The 21,545-nt window shown below is 42.3% G+C and carries 16 protein-coding genes; 3 read left to right on the top strand and 13 right to left on the bottom strand.

Annotated features, from left to right (window positions below; translation table 11 throughout):
- Positions 1-50: 50 nt before the first annotated feature.
- Together UYC_RS0116335 and cbiT are read right to left on the bottom strand one after the other, a co-directional pair.
- The gene (locus UYC_RS0116335; RefSeq protein WP_016872530.1) at positions 51-935 is read right to left on the bottom strand and encodes a phosphatidate cytidylyltransferase; all 885 of its coding nucleotides are present in this window, start codon (positions 933-935) and stop codon (positions 51-53) included.
- A 111-nt stretch (positions 936-1,046) separates the two neighbouring features.
- Positions 1,047-1,649, bottom strand: coding sequence for a precorrin-6Y C5,15-methyltransferase subunit CbiT (cbiT, locus tag UYC_RS0116330; protein ID WP_016872531.1), 603 nt, complete (start codon positions 1,647-1,649; stop codon positions 1,047-1,049).
- Between the two features lie 63 nt (positions 1,650-1,712).
- On the opposite strand from cbiT, the gene UYC_RS0116325 reads away from it, so the two are divergent.
- Complete coding sequence (locus UYC_RS0116325; RefSeq protein WP_016872532.1) at positions 1,713-3,134, top strand: serine/threonine protein kinase; 1,422 nt, start codon at positions 1,713-1,715, stop codon at positions 3,132-3,134.
- A 134-nt stretch (positions 3,135-3,268) separates the two neighbouring features.
- On the opposite strand, the gene UYC_RS0116320 is transcribed toward UYC_RS0116325, so the two are convergent.
- From UYC_RS0116320 to UYC_RS0116290, 7 genes are all read right to left on the bottom strand, one after another.
- Entirely contained in the window at positions 3,269-3,997 is a 729-nt protein-coding gene (locus tag UYC_RS0116320; RefSeq protein ID WP_016872533.1) for a foldase protein PrsA, read from the bottom strand.
- 395 nt (positions 3,998-4,392) lie between these two features.
- Complete coding sequence (locus UYC_RS0116315; protein WP_016872534.1) at positions 4,393-4,590, bottom strand: hypothetical protein; 198 nt, start codon at positions 4,588-4,590, stop codon at positions 4,393-4,395.
- A 665-nt stretch (positions 4,591-5,255) separates the two neighbouring features.
- Positions 5,256-8,384 carry a translation initiation factor IF-2 gene (infB, locus tag UYC_RS0116310; RefSeq protein WP_016872535.1) on the bottom strand — a complete coding sequence of 1,043 codons (3,129 nt, stop codon included), beginning with the start codon at positions 8,382-8,384 and terminating at the stop codon, positions 5,256-5,258.
- Positions 8,385-8,805: 421 nt separating this feature from the next.
- Positions 8,806-9,081: a YlxR family protein gene (locus UYC_RS0116305; protein WP_016872536.1), complete on the bottom strand. Its 276-nt coding sequence runs from the start codon at positions 9,079-9,081 to the stop codon at positions 8,806-8,808.
- Between the two features lie 64 nt (positions 9,082-9,145).
- Positions 9,146-10,453 (bottom strand): transcription termination factor NusA, encoded by a 1,308-nt coding sequence (gene nusA, locus UYC_RS0116300; RefSeq protein ID WP_016872537.1) that lies wholly within the window; start codon positions 10,451-10,453, stop codon positions 9,146-9,148.
- 307 nt (positions 10,454-10,760) lie between these two features.
- Positions 10,761-11,222, bottom strand: coding sequence for a ribosome maturation factor RimP (gene rimP, locus UYC_RS0116295; protein ID WP_016872538.1), 462 nt, complete (start codon positions 11,220-11,222; stop codon positions 10,761-10,763).
- 355 nt (positions 11,223-11,577) lie between these two features.
- On the bottom strand, positions 11,578-13,035 hold the full coding sequence (locus tag UYC_RS0116290) for a hypothetical protein (protein ID WP_016872539.1): 1,458 nt from the start codon (positions 13,033-13,035) through the stop codon (positions 11,578-11,580).
- A gap of 254 nt (positions 13,036-13,289) precedes the next feature.
- On the opposite strand from UYC_RS0116290, the gene UYC_RS0116285 reads away from it, so the two are divergent.
- Entirely contained in the window at positions 13,290-14,045 is a 756-nt protein-coding gene (locus tag UYC_RS0116285; RefSeq protein WP_016872540.1) for a peptidoglycan-binding domain-containing protein, read from the top strand.
- A 113-nt stretch (positions 14,046-14,158) separates the two neighbouring features.
- Here the strand turns inward: UYC_RS0116285 and UYC_RS0116280 are convergent, their stop codons facing one another.
- Positions 14,159-15,052, bottom strand: coding sequence for an SDH family Clp fold serine proteinase (locus tag UYC_RS0116280; RefSeq protein ID WP_016872541.1), 894 nt, complete (start codon positions 15,050-15,052; stop codon positions 14,159-14,161).
- A gap of 93 nt (positions 15,053-15,145) precedes the next feature.
- Positions 15,146-16,951, bottom strand: a complete 1,806-nt coding sequence (locus UYC_RS0116275) for a serine/threonine-protein kinase (protein WP_016872542.1) — start codon at positions 16,949-16,951, stop codon at positions 15,146-15,148.
- Positions 16,952-17,774: 823 nt separating this feature from the next.
- On the opposite strand from UYC_RS0116275, the gene UYC_RS0116265 reads away from it, so the two are divergent.
- Complete coding sequence (locus UYC_RS0116265; protein ID WP_016872544.1) at positions 17,775-18,692, top strand: Tll0287-like domain-containing protein; 918 nt, start codon at positions 17,775-17,777, stop codon at positions 18,690-18,692.
- A gap of 5 nt (positions 18,693-18,697) precedes the next feature.
- On the opposite strand, the gene UYC_RS0116260 is transcribed toward UYC_RS0116265, so the two are convergent.
- Positions 18,698-20,008: a serine/threonine-protein kinase gene (locus tag UYC_RS0116260; RefSeq protein WP_016872545.1), complete on the bottom strand. Its 1,311-nt coding sequence runs from the start codon at positions 20,006-20,008 to the stop codon at positions 18,698-18,700.
- 354 nt (positions 20,009-20,362) lie between these two features.
- Complete coding sequence (locus tag UYC_RS0116255) at positions 20,363-21,256, bottom strand: phosphate/phosphite/phosphonate ABC transporter substrate-binding protein (RefSeq protein WP_016872546.1); 894 nt, start codon at positions 21,254-21,256, stop codon at positions 20,363-20,365.
- Positions 21,257-21,545 lie beyond the last annotated feature (289 nt).

The following is a 21,545-nucleotide window of genomic DNA, read 5'->3' as shown; positions in this document are numbered from 1 at the left end:
TTTAAAAAAGTCGGGGATCTATAACCTTTCATAATTTGCATGGCAGACTACTAAACCAGTAGTGGCAACAGGAGAGTGACAAAATAGAAAACTAAAGGAGCCGTAAAAATATAACTATCAGTACGGTCTAATATACCGCCGTGTCCGGGAATTAATTGCCCTGAATCTTTGACTCCAGCATCCCGCTTGAGCATAGACTCGGTGAGATCGCCTAAAAGGCTAGCAATGCCAATCAATAAACCTAATGTTAAACCGGTGATTGGGTATTGAGGCCAATTAAAGTAGTAAGCTCCAGCAAAAGCGATCATAATGCTGGCAAAAACACCAAAGACAGCACCCTCAACGGTTTTTTTCGGACTAATATCAGATAAAGGGGTTTTACCAAAGAATTTACCAATAATATAAGCACCAATATCAGCTCCCCAGATACAGGCAAAAGTTAGCAGTGTTGCTGTCAAACCGTTTGGCAAAGAAGTTGTGTGTTTGTGTTGGAGAAAATCTGCCCAATTTGAAGGCCAATAACCTCCCAAAGGAAGGTTACTGGCAACTGTACTATTAATAGCTCGCAACCTTACCCAGTAACTTGGTAAATAACCAGTGTAAAATAGCCCCAAAATTGAAGCGGAAATATCGGCGATCGTCGCCATTTTGGGCTGAAACAATAGATAAAAACAAATGAATGTACCCGCCACTGGCATAACGGCATCAGCTAAATTGCCATCCAGGGTACAGATAACTAACAGAACTTGACTAACAACAATAGTGGTTTTTGCAGCAGGAGCTATGCCTTTGGCTTTCACCAAACCAAAGTATTCGTTTTGACCTAAAAAGATAATCACGGCAAATACGATGGTAAAATACCATCCGCCTAACACTGTTGCCAATAGTGCAACAGTAATTGCTATAATTCCACTGAAAATTCGAGACCAAGGCATAACTGGGGACTAGGGACTAGGGACTAGGGACTAGGGACAGATCAATTAAAAATTAAAAATGTAAAATTAAAAATTTTTAATTTTCTAGCCCCTAGCCTCTGTAGTGTGGCTTCAGTCTAGTTTCTCACCACTGAGGATAAAAATTGGATCTACGGCAGCGAGGGTTTGAGAAAAACCGCGTGTTTCCAAACGGTTGACTGCAGATTGCACGACTTCTATATTTCTCGCTTGCAACTGAGCAAAACACTGAGAAATAGCATACAGACTTTCTAGATTAGCAGCTGTGGCGACAACTCTACCCGAAGATGGCAAATAATGCCAAACAGTCTGCAAAATTTCCTGAATTGGGCGTCCACCTTCAATGCAAACACGTTGAGGTGTTTGTTTAACATCGTGCAAGCAATCGGGAGCGCTGCCTTCGATGACTTCAACATTTTTGACTTCAAAGCGATCGCAGTTACGGCGAATTAAATTGGCAACTTCCTCATCCCTTTCCACAGCGATAATTCGCCCCTGTGGGCATAACAAACCAACTTCTACGGGAATTGTGCCTGTACCTGCACCAATGTCCCACAAAATGGTGTCGGGTTGAAGGCGCAATTGGGCAATCAACAGCAGTCGAATTTCTCTTTGACTCAGGGGAATTCCCGGTAAGTGCTCGAATAAATCGTCGGGGATGCCAGGACTAATGTAAGGCCAGAGTTGAGAAGGCATATATTTGTATACAGTTATAGTAAAGAAAGATATGGCTTCAACGTAGCGCTATAACCAATTACTATGACTAGTCAAATTTTAGGCGAGTTGCCCGACGGCGATGGCTTCGCGTCACGCTACGAAGTACAGCAGCAGCTGGGTAAAAAGGCTGGGCGACGGACTTTATTGGCTCGCGATCGCATGACTGGTGAATTGGTTGTAGTCAAGTTGCTATCTTTCAACAGTGATTTTGAATGGGATGATCTCAAACTGTTTGAGCGGGAAGCTGAGACTTTAAAATCTTTGTCCCATACCTCAATTCCGCGCTACTTAGATTATTTTGAGGTAAATACACAGAATTTTAAAGGTTTTGCTTTGGTGCAGACTTATATAGCTGCCCAATCTTTAGAGCAATATTTACAAGCTGGACGTACTTTTACAGAAGCGGAAGTCAAAGAAATAGCCAAAGCAATTTTAGAAATTCTCATTTACCTGCATGAGCAAAATCCTCCTGTAATTCACCGTGATATTAAGCCTAGCAATATTTTGTTGAGCGATCGCTCTGGTAATAGTGTTGGGCAAGTCTATTTGGTAGATTTTGGCTCAGTACAGACTGTGGCAGCAAGCGAAGGCAGTACAGTCACGGTGGTAGGAACTTATGGGTATATGCCACCAGAACAATTTGGCGGGCGCACTGTACCTGCTTCTGATTTGTACAGCTTAGGGGCTACTTTAATTTACTTGCTAACAGGAACCCATCCCGCTGATTTACCCCAAAAGGATTTTCGCATTCAATTTGAGCAAGCAGCAAACATCACTCCTGCTTTTAGTCACTGGCTGAAGTGGATGAGTGAACCTAGTCTAGAAAGACGTTTGCCTTCTGCCCTAAAAGCACTGGAGGCTTTAGAAAACCCCCAAGTCATCAATAGCACTGCTTTAAGTGTTACCAAACCAATTGGTAGTAAAATTACGTTGACTAAAAATGCGGATGCTTTAGAAATTCTCATTCCACCTACAGGTTTTAAAGGCTCAACGGCGTTCATGGTTCTGTTTGCGATCGCCTGGAATTCATTTATCCTGTTTTGGACAATTAATGCTTTAGCTGCTCCTTTTCCTGTAAACATCCCCTTTGCTTTATTCTCACTACCTTTTTGGGGTGCTGGTTTGCATATGGTGTATTTAATTCTCTCTCCCATACTAAAGCGTATCCGATTGCACCTAGATCGCTCCTCAATAACATTTACTTCTGAAATGTTGGGATTGAAATTCAATCGGGTTCCGCCCACACCAACACAAGAAATTACTAAGCTAGTCTATACACCAAGAACTTTTACTAGTGACTTTCAAGGCAACAGAATCGAAGTTCCACCCCAACTAACTGTTTGGGCAGGAGTAAATCGGTACCAAATTGGTGGTAAAGGTGCTCCTGTTGAATCTGAATTGGAAATCGAATGGTTAGCTACTGAATTAAGTGATTGGTTAGGTTTACCCATACAGCGAGAGTAGTGCTTTTAAGAAACAAGGCAGGTGGCAGCATTTTAACTACGCTCAGTTTCTCGTTACCAGGTTGAACCTGGTAACGAGGGTTTCGAGGTTTCGCCTCCTGTTTCTTTTAAGGATTAGGGAATAGGTACAAAATATTAGTGAAGCAAACACTCTACCTCAGTAGCCAACCATTGTTGAAACATATTATTTAAAATTTCTTCATATATCTGCGGTGTTAACTGTGCTGCTATCAACTCTTCTACTATAAACAGATGATAACCACGCTCAGTTTTTATCGGGCCAATCAATTGTTGAGGAGGAGCGTTAAAGACAATAGCATTTATGTTTGATGGAAGTGCCCAACGATAAAGTTTACCTTCATAGCCACACTTTTTACGACGATTTTCATCAACATCATAAAGACGAGCGGCTTCGTAAAAACTGATTTCTCCTTCTTCAATTTGATAGTAAATTTCTTGAGAAACTTTTTCATCACTAATAATTAGTTGATAGAGAATGACTTGTTCAAACTCTAAGCGATTTTGAATAAAAAATTTTTCTACTTCTTGAGAAAAAAGAGCTTTTGCTACTTTTTTTGCTAATAGGCGATTACGAATTCCGACTTCCCAATCATCAGAACTAACAAAGTGCTCTGCTAGCCATGTCATTGTGTCGACAGCTTTCTCTAAACGCTCCTCTCGTCGCTGGCGATCCGCTTCATCTTGAATTTCCTCTGTGGTGATAATAATTCCTCTTTCTTGGGCTACATCAAGTATCAGCTTTTGAGATAGAATCTTTTGATATACTTGCCTCAAAATCATTGCACTTTTAAGGTAGTTAACAATCTCCTCAGAATTGATATCTATTTTTGGCAAGTTATACATAGTAATCTTGTATCTACTATTCAAAAATTAGTCAGTAGAACAACCAAATTAAATGTTAATGAACCCTGTAAGATCCCCGATTTCTTGAGAAGTCGGGGATCTAGAAGTCTAGCTGGAGTTTTTCAGAGCAGAATTACCTATTTTAAAAGAACTTAAAAAATTAAACCTAAATATAAAATATTTAAATATTTAAAAACTGCAAGACAATTAAGCTGATACATAAGATCAGCAGCACAGCTTGCCTTTGCCTTAGCAGTTTTTCGTATACACGGACAGCGTGGATATCGATGAGGTAAGGCTTCCTGTGGAGCAAGCTAACGAATTCACTCTTGTTGAGTTTGTTGAGTTGGCACAATACCTACCCAATAAATAAGGGAAAGTACAACGAAAGTATTTTAGTAAGCTAAATTTTCTAACGTTTCCCGCAAATATCGCTGGACTTGTTGTTCAAGAGTCAGCTTTTGAAATTGAACATCGCGTTCTACCAACCAGCGCTGGAAACCGGAACTAGTGGCGATCGCACACTTTAGGCTATTCCAAATATCGGCATCATAAGAGGATGGGCGATCGCTAGGAGTTTGAATTCGAGCCATAGTTACCTCAGTTCTTAGTTTTCGCTTTATCAGTAGATTGATCCACTGTTTGCGTGATTTGTGTTTGGGGCGGGTTTGTAAATCCCTTTGGGGATTAAAAGAACTAAGGCAAGATTCAATGAACCCGCACACCCTTACAATTGTGAAATCTTGCTAAATCTTTATCTAAAGGTAATATTTTTACGGCAGCAAATTCTGTTTCATTTGTGACTAAAATTCGTGCTATGCTTACGGTAACTTGCTACAAGAGATTTTTTGCAAAATTTTATAATCAGCTTGTAACTACCCTCAGCCACTTCATTTAGAAAACAAAAACCGACAAAATTTGTTACCTATAGAGCAAATAGCTAAAAATGCAACAGCATTCTAACTAATCATAAAGTCTAACTCCAATTATGAAAACCTGGAATTAGAAGTTCTAATCAGAGAAAACAGCATTTCATATCTACCCGCAGAGTATCAAGCCCGCCTCTACAGCCTGTAAGAACTTTAGCCCACGGAGGTGGGCTTTTTTCTTGTAGCCACAGGCTTCCAGCCTGTAGGCGTCTGTTGGAAATTACCCATAACTCAAACAGACCAGTAAGCAAGAGGGTAGGAGGAGAGGGAGATGGGGGAATAATTATTAGAAGTATTCACATACTCTCCCACTCTGCTACTCTTTCACTTTATCTAGCAGCCGAGAGGGTACGGCGCTTAGTCACCATCTGGAAGGCTTCGATAATGTCGCCTTCTGCCCAGTCACTGTATTTATCCACGCCAACACCGCATTCATAACCAGCGTTGACTTCGCGTGCGTCCTCTCTCATACGCTTGAGCGAGTCAAGGATACCCTCGTAGACTACCTTGTTACCACGCCGGATACGCAACTTGCAGTTGCGAATCAGCTTGCCAGATTGAACGTAGCAACCAGCAACCGCACCGCGACCAACAGGGAAGACAGCACGAACTTCTGCTTGTCCCAGAGGTTCTTCCACCAACTCTGGCTCCAACAGACCTTCCAAAGCGCCTTGGATGTCTTCTAGGAGTTTGTAGATGATATTGTATTCGCGCACATCTACACCAGCTTCGTCGGCGGCTTGTCTAGCACCACTAGCGTAGGTAGTGTTGAAGCCGATGATTACAGCTCCACTCGCAGCAGCCAAGTCGATATCTGTTTGGGTAATTTCCCCAGCAGCAGCCAGCAACAAGCGGATTTGCACTTCGTTTTGCGGGATTTGCTTGAGCGATCCCACAATGGCTTCTACCGATCCTTGTACGTCTCCCTTCAAGATTAAGTTGAGTTCTTTCAACTCGCCTTCTTGAGCCTGAGCCGAAATGGCAGCTAAAGTAACACGTCCCTGCATGAGGCGGGATTGACGTTGCTTTTCAGCACGTTCGCTTGCTAGTGCTCGTGCTTCCTTCTCATTCTGGAAGACCTCGAATTCATCTCCCGCTGCTGGCACATCACTTAAACCCAGTACCTCAACAGCAAAAGAAGGAGAAGCTGCTTCTACTCTGGCACCTCTGTCATCCACCATCGCTCGGACTTTTCCAAACACCGAGCCAGCCACTAAGATATCGCCTACGTGCAGTGTGCCATTCTGTACTAACAGGGTAGCAACTGCGCCTTTGGCCTTATCTAGGTGGGCTTCAATCACCGTTCCCTTCGCAAGACGATCTGGGTTGGCAGATAGTTCTTCTACTTCTGCTACTAGCAAGATCATCTCTAACAGAGTATCTAGGTTTTCACCTTTGATCGCACTGACGGGAACCATAATTGTTTCGCCACCCCATTCTTCCGGAGTCAGACCATACTGAGTCAATTCTTGCTTCACCCGGTCAGGTTGAGCGCCTTCTTTGTCGATTTTGTTAATTGCTACGACAATTGGCACTTCTGCGGCTTGGGCGTGACTGATTGCTTCCACTGTCTGGGGACGAACTCCATCATCGGCAGCCACTACCAAAATAGCAATGTCTGTCACTCGCGCTCCCCGCGCCCGCATGGCTGTAAACGCTTCGTGACCAGGTGTATCCAAAAATACTACTTGCTGGACTTTACCGTCATGTTCTACGTCTACGTGGTAAGCACCAATGTGCTGGGTAATCCCACCAGCTTCACCAGCTGCCACTTTGGTGTTACGAATCGAGTCGAGTAGGGTAGTTTTACCGTGGTCTACGTGACCCATAATCGTCACTACTGGCGGACGTCTGTGGAGATTTTCCAGGTCTGCCACATCCAGCATTTCTGTGACTTTGCGAGCTTCTGCTTCTGGCTCTTGAGTTTCTACTTCTACTTCTAATTCGTTCGCAATCAGAGTAATTGTGGGAATATCAAGGCTTTGGGTGATACTCACCGCCATACCTTTGAGGAACAGAATCTTGACAATCTCAGTATCGGCAACTGCCAAGGCATCAGCCAACTCTTGCACTGTCATTGTGCCTGTGACAATCACCTTTTCTGGGCGATCGCGCTTTTGCTCCTGCGGGCGGCGTTGTTGCTCGCGAGTCGTTGCAGCTGGCTTTTTCGGTCTAGCGGCTGGTGCTGAAGTTACAGTCTGTGCTGGTTTAGCAGCCTTGGGTTTTGGCGGCCGAACGATCGCATTACTGATCTGAATGGCAGATTCTGCTATGTCCAGTTCCTCATCGAGGAAGTCTTCGTCCTCAAAATCATCGACAATGGGCTTGAGGCGTTTGCCTTTAGCGCCTACCTTGCCAGCTTTAGCTGACTCTTTGACTTCGTCAATCTCTTCTTCTTCCCATTTCTTCCCAGATTTAGCTTGACGAGGTGGGGCTGGACGCTTGAGTTCGACGATTTCGGCTACTTCTACTTCCTCTTCCTCTGGCTCTGATATTGTCTGTGCCTTGGTGGCTCCTACCGGCATGGGTTTGGGTGGCGTAGGTGCCATTGGTGGCTGAGGAGGACGTGCCGGAACTCTGGTTCTTTGACCTTCTCCTTGTGGAGAACCAGGTCTATTTTCTCTACGATCAGGCTTTGACTGGGGTGAAGTTGGGCGTGACGGTTTCGACGGTTGCTGAGTCTGCTGCCCAGCTTCTGGGCTGGCAGGCGTGTGTGTCTTACCCTTGCCGCCCTTATCGCGATCACGATCGCGATCGCGTTTGAGGATCGGTTTTTCTGGCGGACTGGCTTGGGTTGCCGCCGATTCTGTTTTTTCTGCAACAGGTCTTGCAGGTGGAGCTGACAGTTGTGGTTTTTGAGGTTTTTCCTGTTTCGGTTTGTGAGGTGCAGAGGAAGGTGCTTGTGGTTTTTCCGCTGCAATTTTTTCCCCTGGCTGGGTTGTCTTGGGCGTGTTATCCGCGTCTGTCACAGCTGTTGTTTGTGAGGTCTCAGACTGATTCCGGGGTACAGGTCGAGTTGGTGCCGTCGGCTTCATTGATGAGACAGGTGAAGGAGCGAAGGGTCTTGGAGGTGGTGGATTGAGCTCAGAAAGAGCAGCTTGGGTATTGGTAGCAGCCGACGCTTCAGATGCGTTGGCAGGAGTGTTTTTGGGTGGTTTTGGTTTACGAATTTCTAACAATTCTTGTTTTTGAGATGCAGCAGGACGGTTGCGTGAGTTTATTTGTAGTGTACTTGGTTTATGACTGCTTGTACCGTGATGATCTTTTTTTGGCATCACGTGTGTAGCTGCCAGTTTTTCTGCTTGGGAACGGATACGTTCCGCTTCGGATTCTGTAATTGTGCTGCTATGGCTTTTGACCGCAATATTGAGCTGGTCGCAAATTGCTAATAGCTCTTTGTTATCCAAATTCAATTCCTTTGATAATTCGTAGATTCTAACTTTGCTGCCGTTGTTCATCCACTCTTCCCCTATAATTTACAGTTTTAACGGATGGGTGCCAGCTGGTGCGACATCTCCATCCTTTGATTACTGTGTTTAGGTTGCCGTTTGTTTGCCGGTGCCTCCAATCAGGAAAGAGAGATGTTTCGGTTTAATGCTGGCATCGCCACCAGAGATGATGGTTGACGCCGGACTGCGCGTGGGCGCTACCAGATTGCAATTGTTTAGTTTTTTGTTTTGCTGATTCTGAGTCTTCCACAACACATTAAGCGTAAATCTTGTAGTGAGTGTTGCTTCGCTCCTTTAAATATTCAAGAGCGACTTGCCAGACACCCCTTTACTATTTTGGCACTAATTTCTAGCGTAACAGAGGGTGTGGCGATAGCGCTTAGGTGCGGCTGTCGGCACAATTCCTCTGGAGATTACCACCGTTTAGTGGTTAAAACTCAATTTGATTTTGATAATTGCTTTTAACTAAGCGTTGCCACAATGTCTGATACAGTGCTTCTGGCACTGATGCACGCAGCGAGCGTCCTAGTCTATTTTTTTTCTGAGCTGCACTGAGACAGCTCGGATTTGGGCAAATATAGGCTGAACGCCCCATGCCCTCATCTAATTGTACCTGTCCAGACCCAAAGACGCGGACAATCCGCCAAAACTCATTTTTTAATCCCACTTTGCGACAACTCAAACAACGTCGATAGTTTGGTTTCATCGATTTAAAGTCTTATCTACCAAGTTTGGGGATGTTAAAAATTTTTAATTTGTAATTATTTTAATTACTCCTCATCGCGATTATAGTCTTCCTCTTCTAGTTCATTTTCTAATTCTTCTTGATTTTCATTTTCTAATTCTTCTTCATAAATATCATCAATATCCTCGACATCATCAACATCGTCTACTTCTTCTGGTTTATACTTTGCTCTTGCCTCTGCAAATTTAGTGTCCTCGGCTATGTGATCGTATTTCGCTTTGTCTTTAATATCAATTTTCCAACCAGTTAAGCGAGCAGCTAAACGAACATTTTGTCCTTCTTTACCAATGGCTAAACTAAGTTGATCTTCTGCCACAAGTACATGAGTTTGTCTGGTTTCTGGATCCATCAGGCGCACTTCGTCTACTCTTGCTGGACTGAGGGCATTTGCAATGTAAGTAGCAGGATCTGGTGACCAGCGAATTACATCTATTTTTTCACCCCGTAATTCGTTGACTACTACTTGAATTCGCGATCCCCTGGCACCAATACAAGCACCGACTGGATCTACATCGCGATCCAGAGTATCTACAGCTATTTTAGTTCTAGGGCCGACGTGGCGGGATGGAGGGTTAGCTTCCCGTGCTACTGCCACAATTCTTACTACTTCGTCTTCGATTTCTGGTACTTCGTTGGCAAATAAATAAACCACTAAACCAGCATCGGCACGAGATACCAACAGTTGTGGCCCTCTTTGTTGACCTTGAGAGACCTTTTTCAAATAAACCTTGAACGTAGCACCAATCCGATAATTATCATTGGGTAATTGTTCGCGCTTTGGTAATTCAGCTTCTACTTCAGGCTGCCCAAAGCCACTGTTGACAGCCATAATCACAGATTGGCGCTCAAAACGCAGGACTCTTGCTTGCAGAACTGTTCCTTCTAAATCCTGAAACTCTTCTTGAATCAGTTGCCGCTGTTGATCTCGTAATTTTTGTGCCAAGACTTGCTTGGTTTGCATTGCTGCCATCCGCCCAAATTCCCCTTGATCTGGGGTGACATCAAGCACTACTTCCTGCCCTAACTGTGCTTCTTCTCCTCCCATTTCCTGAACTTGTTGTAGGGCAATTTCATGATCGTTGTTACTGATTTCTTCAACTATGGTTTTAGTTGCAACGACACGAAAGCCTTCTTCTTCAACATCCAGCTGCACATCAAAATTATCGAAGTAATCTTCATCAAAGTGCTTGCGATCTAAATTTTGGGCACGACGATAACGTTCGTATCCTTTGAGTAGTGCTTCTCTAATGGCTGCTTGCACTGCAATTTTAGGTAAATTACGCTCTCGGCTTATATTTTCAATTAACTCTTTTAATCCTGGTAAACTTACCATTGACATAAGCAATCTCCTTAAAAAATAGGGATTAGGGACTTGGGGTTGGGGAATAGGAAGAGAAAGGAGAAAGACGCGGAGAGTTTGAGACGCGGGGACGCAAACAGAGAAAAATTTCCCGCGCTCCGTGTCAACGCCAGTCGCTACAACGGAGGAGCCGGAGACGTTTTTGTTAGCTCCTCTTAACCTCCAAGGACGCGCTGGATTCCGTGTCCCCGTGCCCTCTTCCGTACTCCCTAACTCTTCTAGCCTAACTGCCTCTAATCTCTAGCCCTAATCCTCTAGCCCCTAGTCTGTTGCTCCTTCTTTATCGATGCTCATCCAACCATACTTTAGTAATTTGGATGCGGGGGATCGCGATCGCACGCCCTTTTTGGTTTAGGTAAACTGTTGTTTCATCTCGGCGAATCAACTGACCAGTCCACTCCTGTTGTCCTTCATAGGCTGGGGAAGTAGAAACGATCACAGGAAATCCTTTAAAGGAAACAAACTCTCGGTCTGTGGTCAGTTGGCGGGAAATACCGGGACTGGACACTTCCAAGACGTAGGTATCTGGAATTACCTCCGCCGCATCTAATGTAGCTTCTAAAGCACGACTCATCCGCTCACAATCATCCAAACCAGTGTCCTGATGCGGATTGCGAATGTCTACCCGCAAAACTGGCGGGCGTTGGTTTGTATGAAAAATTACTCCAACAACTTCCAATCCCAGTTCTTCTGCTACTGGTGTAGCCAAATCTAGAATTTGTGGTACTAAAGGATGAGCCATGCGACGATTCCAACAAAAAAAAGTGGGCACTAACCCACTTCCTGCGATAGGGATATCTTCCAAGAAGTCTTTTTGCGAATCAAAATTGATTCGCTTTCATTTCGAGTTTAGCGCATTTTTCAAAGGGCGAGAAGCAAGAAATAGTTTCTTTTTTTTCTATCTTCGGATAGAAATTTAGACTAGTACATTTTGGTTAAATTACTACTTTCTAGATTGGGTACTGGGGATTGGGAAGAAGAGGACGCAAAGACACGGGGACACGGGGAAAGAGGATGGGGGACAAGGAGACATGGGGAAGCTGGGGGAGTAAACGTGAATAACGATTCTCCCCTTTCTCCCCTCCTCTTCTTTGTCCCTAGTCCCTAATCCCTTTTTGCTGCACTTGTAAGGTAGAGCCTTTGACAACAAGTGGTTGAGATGGAGCATAGGTTCTCAGTTGCCTGGTTTGCTCTAAGATATTTTCAAAATCTTCTTGGGACAGACGTTTTACATAGTTAAGCTTGATTTCTTCCAAAAAGTCTACAAGCAAGCTTTGTAACTCTGAAAGTACTTGTTTTTTCTGTATTTCTGTTCCTAAGGCTTCGCTGAAACGTTGCACGAGTTGGCTCGATAATTTAGCACCAACGGGATCTTCTACAGCAGTAACTAGGGCATTGTAGAGGTTAGTAGTTAATTGTGCTGCCAGTTGCTCGCTTAACTGGATTTCTACCTGTGCCAGCCCAGGTATATTGTGCAGGTTGTGGATGATAGGAGAATGATTTATCGCCCCAATGATGTTGTGACGCAAAATGGCAATTACTTCTGGCTGAATTTTGGGCAGAACTTGATAGACGATCATTTGTATAACAATAGTAGCGATCGCTTCTACTTCGTTGACATTATTGATATCTATATACGGACGCAAGCTTTCTTTTTGTAAAAGCCAATGGACGAACTCACCAGCTTTAATCGAACCTTGGATCTGGTTAATTACCCTGACGACAACAATTTCTGTAATTTCCTCGGCAAAACTTGTCACAACACCCAAATGAATTTGCTGTCTCAGTGGTTGTAAATTTAATAATTTTGCTTTGTCAAGACGTACTAAAACTGGTATAGTTCGCAACCAACGCCAAAACGGTAGCAACAAAAGTAAGTCATACCACCGCCATAAAATTGCATTTAACCAGGTAAAACCAAGATAGCGGCGTTTAATATAGTAGCTGCGGAAAGCTAAATCAATAGCAAAGATACATACGAACGGTAAGTCAATAATCCAAAAATTATCAATAAATTCCCCATTTTCTCCAATTTGCCGAAAGTAGTTAGTGGCTATTAAAGGTCGAATCTGCCGATTAAAAAAATTAAATTCTTTTGTCCAACCGTTTTGCAATAAATAATTTTGACTCCAAAAAATGGCAAAGGCTTGCTTGGCAGATTCTTGCTTGAGACGATCGCGCATTCTGTTTTTGATTTTTTCTAAGGTGCCACTCTTTCCTGCTGCGGCAAACGGATTATTATCAATCATCTCTGTGCTTAGGCGGCTCAGTTCCTCTAGCTGCGTTTTTGCCTCCTGTGAATTTAAACCTGTCTGATTCACTGCCTCTTGTAACTTATAGACAGTGTTGAGGTAGTTTTCAGTTTCTCTATGAGGTTCAATACCTTTAATTGGATCGTAGATGCGGGTGATCTGTGGTAGATGTCGCAAGTAAAAATCTCGCCAAGGAACATAACTCAAATTAAATAAAACCAATCCTAAATTTATGGTGGCAATAATTGCCATTAATCGTTCTACCCACAGATAGGGCTGCTTTGGAGATTTTGGGTTAACCATTATTTCTTTACTGGCAAAAATATTTAGGCAAATAATTATTTATAAATAAAGTTAATTACAAGTGCCTTTTGTGGTATAAAAATTACCACTACAGATAGATGACTATACATAATTTGAGAGGATAGTTAATTTTAACTGACATCAGCAAAATGAATCAAAAATCATTAATAATCAATTAAACAGATGTTAAATAAATTTAAAATGCATCTGTTTGTATTGATATTTTGGTGAATTTCTCAGAAGGAGTGTTAACCATGTGGTGTGAGTTTGGAAAATCAAGTGTGAATGTAGCTGTTGTTTGTCTGGTAACAGCTAGTGTAGCGATCGCAGACTCTGCTATTGCCGTTCGTCAACGTAACTATACTCCCCAGGAATTCCGCGCTGTCTTGCGTGGACTTGGTTACAAAATTCCAGTGTCAAATGCACCTTTAACAAATCCGGATGCGAAACAAGCGATCCAGGAATTTCAAAAGGGTTACAAATTACAACCTGCTGATGGTATTGCAGGAGCAAAAACACAAGACTTTGCAGCAAACATAGTTGAGATTCTACAAGCAAACTTAAATGCGGTACTGAAGCCAGAATCACCGCTTCCCCGGAATCAATTTTACGGCCCTCAAACCGAAGCAGCGGTGAAACAGTATCAGAAAAAACTAGGGCTGCAAGAAACAGGAATTGCCGACTTAGCGTTAAGGCAGAGGCTGGACAAAGAAGTTAAGGAAATTCTAAAAAAACCTGCCGCTGCTCCCGCATCTACACCGACACCAACAGCATCGCCTACAGCAAAACCAACAGCTACTCCGACGGCTACTCCAACAGCAAAACCAACAGCTACTCCAACGGCAACTCCGACAGCTACTCCGACGGGGGCACCAACAGCAACTCCGACAGCTACTCCAACAGCAACTCCGACGGCAACTCCAACAGCTACTCCAACGGCAACTCCAACAGCAACACCTACGGGGGCACCAACAGCAACTCCGACAGCTACTCCGACAAAAACTCCTTAATAATTGACGAACGCAAAAATGGCACGGTGGCAAGAGCGAACACTAGTTCGTCCTTACCACCAACTTACAAATACTTAGTAACTTATGCGAGCAAAAGCGATCGCCCAAGTTTCTTAAATTCTCTGATTCGGTTCTTCTAAAGGTCTGCCTTTGGGAACAGGTAGCAATGGGCGACGGTCATCATAAGGCATGGGGATGTACTGTACAGTCGGGCGTCCGCCTTGAGGTTGTGGGTACAACTCCATCAGGTCGTAAACAATTCGGGGCAGTCCAACCGTTACGGGCAGCCCCATTTCTGTTGCTTCTTCTACTGTGACGGGATAGTCGTGGGTGACGCGTCCTGTTGTTAAAGCCTCGACAATATTTTCAATATTTTCTGGCTTAATTTTCTGTTTGGGCATACAGTCTTTTAACAGAGTTCGCACAAAGCGCTGTACCTGCTGAATGGCTTTGCGTGAAAGGTCTGCCATAATTAGGGTTTGATCGTCAACTTCACTAATAGGCTTATCTTCAACTACCTTGAGAATACTTGCGGCGGGGAAGTTACCTAATTGGGGATCAACCGGGCCTAGAACTGCATTGGCATCCATAATAATTTCATCAGCAGCAAGGGCAAGCATAGTACCACCGCTCATCGCATAGTGAGGTACAAACACTGTGACTTTAGAAGGATGACGAATCAATGCCCTGGCAATTTGTTCGGTGGCTAAAACTAAACCACCGGGAGTATGCAAAATTAGGTCAATCGGAACTTCGGGTGGGGTGAGGCGAATAGCCCGCAGAATTTGTTCTGAATCTTCTATAGTGATGTAGCGTGATAGGGGAATTCCCAATAAACTGATAGATTCTTGGCGATGAATGAGCAAAATGGCCCGGCTTCTGCGTTGCTGTTGAAATTCTTGAATGCTGCGAAAGCGACGATACTCAATCTGACGTCTTTGCCAAAGCGGCTGTAAAGAAGAAAGAAGAAGAAAAATCCAGAATAAATCACCAATACCGAAGCTCATAAAAATTGTGTTTAAAAATAACGGTTTACCGTCATTATTTTCCCAATTTTTTAGAGTCTATAAGTCTATCTGAAGAAGCAAACCCAAAGACAATCATTCATACCGCCAAATTTTAATTGTGTCATCGTCGCTACCACTGGCCAAAGTTTGCCCATCAGGGCTAAAGGCAACAGATCTGACATAGTTAGTATGACCACTAAGAGTAGAAATTTCTCTACCTGTACTGATATGCCAAATTTTGATAGTTTGATCCCAACTACCACTAGCTAGCAACTCTCCATCTGGGCTAAAAGCTACTGACCACACCGAGTTGAAATGTCCGGTGAGGGTACGTATTTCTCTGCCTGTACTCACCTGCCACAGTTTGATCGTAGAATCGCTACTACCACTGGCGAGAATTTCTCCATCTGGGCTGAAGGCGATCGCATTTACAAAAAAAGAATGACCTGTAAGGGTACGGATTTCTCTACCTGTACTCACCTGCCACAGTTTAATGGTGTAGTCAGAACTACCGCTAGCTAGAATTAGACCATCTGCACTCCAAGCCACAGACCAAATAGAGTCGGTATGACCTGTAAAAGTGCGAATTTCTCTTCCTGAAATTACCTGCCATACTTTAATAGTACAGTCGGCACTACCACTGGCTAGCAGTTTTCCATCCGGACTAAAAACAATAGAATTGATACAGTTGGTGTGACCTTTAAATGTGCGGGCTTCTTTGCCAGAACCGAGCAACCACAATTTAATAGTTTCATCCCAACTGCCACTCGCGAGAAGTTCCCCATCAGGGCTAAAGGCAACGGTATGAACCATGCCAGAATGACCAGAAAACCAACGGCCAAAATTACGTAGTAATTTTCCTGTCGCTAGTTGCCAAAGTTTAATAGTATTGTCAGAACTGCCACTCGCGAGCAGTTGTCCATCAGGGTTAATTGCAACAGCTTGAACCATGCTGGCATGGCCTCTAAGAGTATATACGCACTGCCACTCTGCTTGATCTGTTAGAACAGTTGTTCTATATTGTGTGTTTGTAGTTATGGCTTGTGTAGGTGGTATGGAACTTAAATTCTCTTCACTTTGAGAACTTAGTAAAGCTAGCCATTCTTGCACGGTTTGAGGACGATATTTTGGCTGTAATTCCATACCACGCAGAATTAGATAATTTATCCTGTTGCTGAGGTTGGGATTATAGTTTTGTGGAGGTTCTAAAGGAATACTGTGACGTCTTTCCTCTGCACTTGTTGGTACTACTCCAGTTACTAAGCTATACAATGTTGCGGCTAAACCGTAAACATCAATGTATTCTCCCCGCGGTGCTTCCAATTCATACTGTTCGGGAGGGGCAAAACCAGGAGTACGATAAACCGTGTGTTTTTGAATAACATTAGGGATAAATTCTCTGGCAATACCAAAATCAATTAAGACTGCTTCCGATTTGCCACTACGGATCATGATGTTGCGCGGCTTAATGTCTCGGTGTAATAAGCCTTTTTGATGGATTATTGTTACAGCTTCACTAATTTGCCGGATATATAGCAGTGCTTCTGATTCTGATAATACTCCTAAGCGCCGCAAACGCTTACCCAAATCTTCACCTTCGATGTACTCCATGACTATACAAGGCATATTTCCTTCATCGAAGATATTTTCTATCTGCACTATGTGGGGATGGCGACATACGGCCAACCTAACAGCTTCATCTCGAAAATCTAGCCTTAATTTGTCTCGGTGTGGTTTCCAGGCGGGGTTATTGAGAATTTCTTCTTTAAGAGTTTTAATCACTCGTAATTCGCCATGTTCAGTTTTGGCGAGATAAGTCAGACCAATTCCGCCTTCGCCTAATCTTCTTTCGAGAATATAGCGTCCCCCAAATAACCGCTGTCCCGGATGCCAGACCATTAGTATTAATTTTCAAATTATGATATTTATTTTGACACGACTACACAATAGAGTTTGGTAGAGAAATTTTATGCTATGCGCTTGTAGTAGGGTAACCTTGAGAGATGGGAAATTGTGTTATATGCTACAGCATAACGCTAAACTTGAGATTGCTGCCATAGTTCAATGGCTCATAGTAACGTGAGAACATAGCTCCCTGACTTCTCAAAGAAGTCGGGGAGCTTTTTTCATGCATTAAGTGAATCTAATACTTACAAAGTGACTGAAAACTAATTTTTTTGTACAAGACTATAAGTAGCCGTTAGAAGATTTGAACTAGCTGATGAAAATAGAGAAGACTCAGAAATAGAGATATGAAAAAAATCTTAATTTATTATTTAAAACAATGATTTTTGGAAATTTTATCTCACACTGAATACAGGCTCACATTTAATTAATAATCACTTGTGTTTTTAGAAGCCTTAACAAAATTGTTAAAAGTTTCTGGAATCATTACCAAAAATTGTGTATCTGGTTTTTGACCCATGTTTGTTAGCAAAAAGGTACTTGAGTTCCAAACAAGAATAAAAAGATACAAATAAGAACTGGACGCTATCTTGATTCAACTTTGTTTAGTACTGTAATTACTGTAAATATATTTACAGTAAATAGTACCAAAATAACCTGAAATACTTATGCGATCGCCCGTTCTGAGTAGTATGATATTTCAGTGTGTAAAATTTTTTATCATGTTTCAACCTTGGTGCGTATTGCTAAGTTTATTTGATGAAAATATAGCTAAAGTCAAAATTTTTTCTAATCAGGTTTGAGGCGAGTTAAGAATATGTTAAAAAACTTACAACTGAGACAAAAATTTACAATTTTACTGCTTGTAATTTTAGTCGCAGGTTTGAGCTTGAGCGGTTTTGCTCTCTCTTATGTGCTCCAACAAAATGCCAGGCAGGAAATTACCTCAACGGCTTTGATGCTGATGGAAACCATGATTTCTGTTCGGCAATATACCAGCAGTCAAGTGAATCCGGAACTAGTTGACAAGCTAGAAACTAACTTTTTGCCCCAATCTGTACCTGGGTATTCAGCACGAGAAGTGTTTGAGAACTTGCGAAATAAACCAGGCTACCGAGACTTTTTTTACAAAGAAGCAACACTAAATCCTACTAATCTTCGAGATAAAGCTGATAGTTTTGAAACACAAATTGTTGAGAGGTTCAAAAAGGAAAGCAAGTTAAAAGAAGTGAGTGGATTTCGTTCAATACCAGGTGGAGAAATTTACTATACTGCTCGTCCGTTAATAGTGTCTGAACAAAAGTGCCTAGAATGCCATGACACGCCAGAAAGAGCGCCGAAAAGTATGCTTGAGCGCTATGGAACTGCTAATGGATTTAACTGGAAATTAGGTGAAATTGTTGGTGCCCAGGTGATTACTGTACCAGCTACCAGAGTCATCCAGAAAGCTAATCAATCCTCTATTTTAATTGTGGGATTAGTATCAGCTGTTTTTGCCATTGTCATTTTTTTAGTTAACGTCTTTTTAAATAGGCAAGTAGTACGTCCATTAAAACGCATCACTCGTTTGGCAGAAGAAGTCAGTACAGGGCACATGGATGTTGAGTTTGAGCAGTTATCTAATGATGAAATCGGTAATCTTGCTAAAGCCTTTAAACGGATGAAATTAAGTTTAGAAATGGCTATGAAACGGCTCAAACGTCCTCAGGGCAACACCCACGGTACAGGAACCTAAATATTTCATGAAAACAGGCGACGAGTAAATTCTAGGGCTGCTTCTGCCTCTGGAATTTCTCTGGCTAAAAGTTCAACAAATTGGTAAGGAGTGACTTGCTCGTTTTCTGCTAATGTGTCTTCTACAACAAAACTTGCCATTGGCCCTATATAGTAGGCTAAAGCTTTTTGACAACGTTGGATAAAGGCTGCATTAATTGAAGTATTTCCCTGAGTTCGGGAAGTATTTTGATTTCGGGAAGTATTTCCCTGAGTTCGGGAAGTTGGTTGATTTTGGGAAGTTGGTTGATGCTGTACAGTCTGTTGAGTTGAGGGTGAAATTAAAGTTGTTTCTGCCGGAGATGGAGGTGGTTGATCTGTCTGCGGCACGATCATTGTAGGTTCTGACTCACGAGTCAGTACGGTAGGGGGAACATCGAACATTGTTGATGGCGATATATGATGCTGCCCAATCAGCTCAAGATCTGCAAGCACTTCTCTTGATGTTTGATAGCGTTGTCTAGGTGTATCTGCCAGCATTTTATTGAGTATTTCAGCAAAGCCATCGCTGACATAAGTGTAAAAACGCCATTTCCATTCCAAACTGTACTGATCCATCAAAAAGGATGGATCTCGCCCTGTTAGCAGCACGACGCCTGTAACTCCCAAAGCATAAAGGTCGCTACTAGGAGAACACAACCCCAAGCTAATCTGTTCGCGGGGAGCATACCCCACTTTTCCCACTAAGGACATTTTGCCGACAAAAGTTGCCTGGTTAGAGTTATTACTCTCATTAAGATCGGCGATTTGCTTTCCGACTCCAAAATCAATTAGTACGGGCAAAGATTTGCCTTCTGGCAACATAATGTTATCGGGAGAAATATCTCGATGGATAATATGGTGCTGGTGAATGTATTCCAAAACGGGCAGTAAATTTTTTAACCACCGAATCACCTCATCTTCCGAAAAGTTTTGTCCTTGCTTCTGACGTTCCCGTAATAATGCCGAGTAGGTTTTACCGTTAACAAACTCTTGTACCAAGAACAGCCTACCATCTCCCTCAAAACAAGCTAGGAATCGAGGTATTTGCGGATGTTCTAGCTGATGAAGTATTTTAGCTTCTCTTTTAAATAAATTACGACATTTTTCTAGCCCCCCTTCTCCAGTACCAATCGGGGCAAATTCTTTTAGAACACAAGGTTCATTGAAGCGTCGAGTATCGAAGGCTAAGTAAGTTCGCCCCAAGCCCCCCTGCCCTAAAAGTTGCTGGATGATATAACGGTTATCTATTATCGTTCCTGAAGGAATTTCCGATTTGATTACGGGGGACTGAGACATATCATGACGCTCCTAGCTCTATCTATATAAATAATTTGAATTTGGTTTCTTTAGTCAAGATTGCTAAAGAATTAACTTTTATACTTATTCTGTTAGATACTTAGACAATCATTTACTGAGTGACTCTAGCAGTAAGGTTTCTATTAACTTTAAAGCTTAGATTTTCTAGAATAACTGCTTAGGCACTTACCATAAAATAACTTTTTGAAATGAAAATTAATTTTTCTTTGAGCAATTTATTCATCTCAGAGATTAGTTAAACCCTGATTATTTATCGGGATAATTCTCAAAAAATATGCAGATTATATATTAAATTTTGTTAAGAAATATTAGTTTACGATTTGCTTGTTAACCTTACTTTGATTGATAGGGTGTTTCAGGTAGCAGGATGGCAGGTGTTTGCCTAACTCTTCCCTCAAGAGGTTTGACTTTTTCGATTAATTTAATAAACTCGGTATAATTAGGTATTTTAGCAGCAGGAACATAACCAGCGTCGGCAGCAAGATCAGCCGGTGCATCGTTCATTGCTTTCTGAATTTGCTGCTGTTGATTGCGTTCTATAGTTGGTGCAAGTAACACAACTCCAGGTGGTATCCACCGACTAGTGTGTAAAATTCTAAACTTAGTTGTGGCAAATTTTCGTCGATAAAGCTCGAAATCTTGTTCAGAGATAGCGCCAGCATCTACGCTTCCATCACTAATCCACTCTAGTACTGTTACAGGAGTTGGGGCAGAACGAATTTGAGCTAGGGTTAAACCATACAGATCGTACAGAGGAACATAATAACCGGCTGCGGAACCTGTTTCTCCTAAAGCAACCGTTTTGTTAGCTAAATCTGATATTTTTTTTATTGGTTGATCGTCTCGCACAATCAGTAAAGAGCGTTGTCTGCTACTCACTCCCTCCATCGAAAACAAAGGAATGTAAAGTTCTTTGCCGATCGCGATCGCTGCTAAACCGGGAGTTGCAAATACAATATCCCATCTTTTCCGCTGGATTTGAGCAACGGCTTGCAATTCGTTGTATGCTGGTTCCAACTCAATGATCGAGCGAGTTTGTGAGCCTATATAGTCTTTGAAGCGCTCGTACTTATCGAGTGAGACTTTTCCCTCACCATAGCTGACTACACCTATAGTTAATCTGTTTGGGATATTGTTTGTTGGTTTTGAATTGCATCCTACCCCAAGTAGTCCGATTAACACTAGTAGTGGAAGGAAAAATAAACGTGGCAAAACAATAATTTTCATCACTAAATTGTTATATATTGATATAAAATTGCATAGCAAGGATTATGTTTATAATTATGCAATATTAACTTTGATTTTCTCTATCTTTATCTGCCGAAAAAAGGCGATCGCACTGAAAATTTACTTTATCTTGCAGCTAATGTTAACGTTTAAAAACTTTTATTGACTAACATAGATTGTTTTTAACTGGATAGAAAACAGTGCCAGTCGATTTAAAAAATAATCCGTAAAATCGTTAGTTAGTCTTGTAGTTTAGGGGTGTGACTTTAATTGAGAATATAGGTCAGTT

Origin of the sequence: Chlorogloeopsis fritschii PCC 6912, from assembly GCF_000317285.1 — a bacterium.
GTDB classification, from domain to species: Bacteria; Cyanobacteriota; Cyanobacteriia; order Cyanobacteriales; family Nostocaceae; genus Chlorogloeopsis; species Chlorogloeopsis fritschii.
This window is presented reverse-complemented; position numbering and strand designations above follow the sequence as displayed.

Excerpts from the sequence above, each read along its gene's own strand:
- UYC_RS0116335 (WP_016872530.1), bottom strand. The coding sequence starts at position 935 with ATGCCTTGGTCTCGAATTTTCAGTGGAATTATAGCAATTACTGTTGCA.
- cbiT (WP_016872531.1), bottom strand. The coding sequence starts at position 1,649 with ATGCCTTCTCAACTCTGGCCTTACATTAGTCCTGGCATCCCCGACGAT.
- UYC_RS0116325 (WP_016872532.1), top strand. The coding sequence starts at position 1,713 with ATGACTAGTCAAATTTTAGGCGAGTTGCCCGACGGCGATGGCTTCGCG.
- UYC_RS0116320 (WP_016872533.1), bottom strand. The coding sequence starts at position 3,997 with ATGTATAACTTGCCAAAAATAGATATCAATTCTGAGGAGATTGTTAAC.
- UYC_RS0116315 (WP_016872534.1), bottom strand. The coding sequence starts at position 4,590 with ATGGCTCGAATTCAAACTCCTAGCGATCGCCCATCCTCTTATGATGCC.
- infB (WP_016872535.1), bottom strand. The coding sequence starts at position 8,384 with ATGAACAACGGCAGCAAAGTTAGAATCTACGAATTATCAAAGGAATTG.
- UYC_RS0116305 (WP_016872536.1), bottom strand. The coding sequence starts at position 9,081 with ATGAAACCAAACTATCGACGTTGTTTGAGTTGTCGCAAAGTGGGATTA.
- nusA (WP_016872537.1), bottom strand. The coding sequence starts at position 10,453 with ATGGTAAGTTTACCAGGATTAAAAGAGTTAATTGAAAATATAAGCCGA.
- rimP (WP_016872538.1), bottom strand. The coding sequence starts at position 11,222 with ATGGCTCATCCTTTAGTACCACAAATTCTAGATTTGGCTACACCAGTA.
- UYC_RS0116290 (WP_016872539.1), bottom strand. The coding sequence starts at position 13,035 with ATGGTTAACCCAAAATCTCCAAAGCAGCCCTATCTGTGGGTAGAACGA.
- UYC_RS0116285 (WP_016872540.1), top strand. The coding sequence starts at position 13,290 with ATGTGGTGTGAGTTTGGAAAATCAAGTGTGAATGTAGCTGTTGTTTGT.
- UYC_RS0116280 (WP_016872541.1), bottom strand. The coding sequence starts at position 15,052 with ATGAGCTTCGGTATTGGTGATTTATTCTGGATTTTTCTTCTTCTTTCT.
- UYC_RS0116275 (WP_016872542.1), bottom strand. The coding sequence starts at position 16,951 with ATGGTCTGGCATCCGGGACAGCGGTTATTTGGGGGACGCTATATTCTC.
- UYC_RS0116265 (WP_016872544.1), top strand. The coding sequence starts at position 17,775 with ATGTTAAAAAACTTACAACTGAGACAAAAATTTACAATTTTACTGCTT.
- UYC_RS0116260 (WP_016872545.1), bottom strand. The coding sequence starts at position 20,008 with ATGTCTCAGTCCCCCGTAATCAAATCGGAAATTCCTTCAGGAACGATA.
- UYC_RS0116255 (WP_016872546.1), bottom strand. The coding sequence starts at position 21,256 with ATGAAAATTATTGTTTTGCCACGTTTATTTTTCCTTCCACTACTAGTG.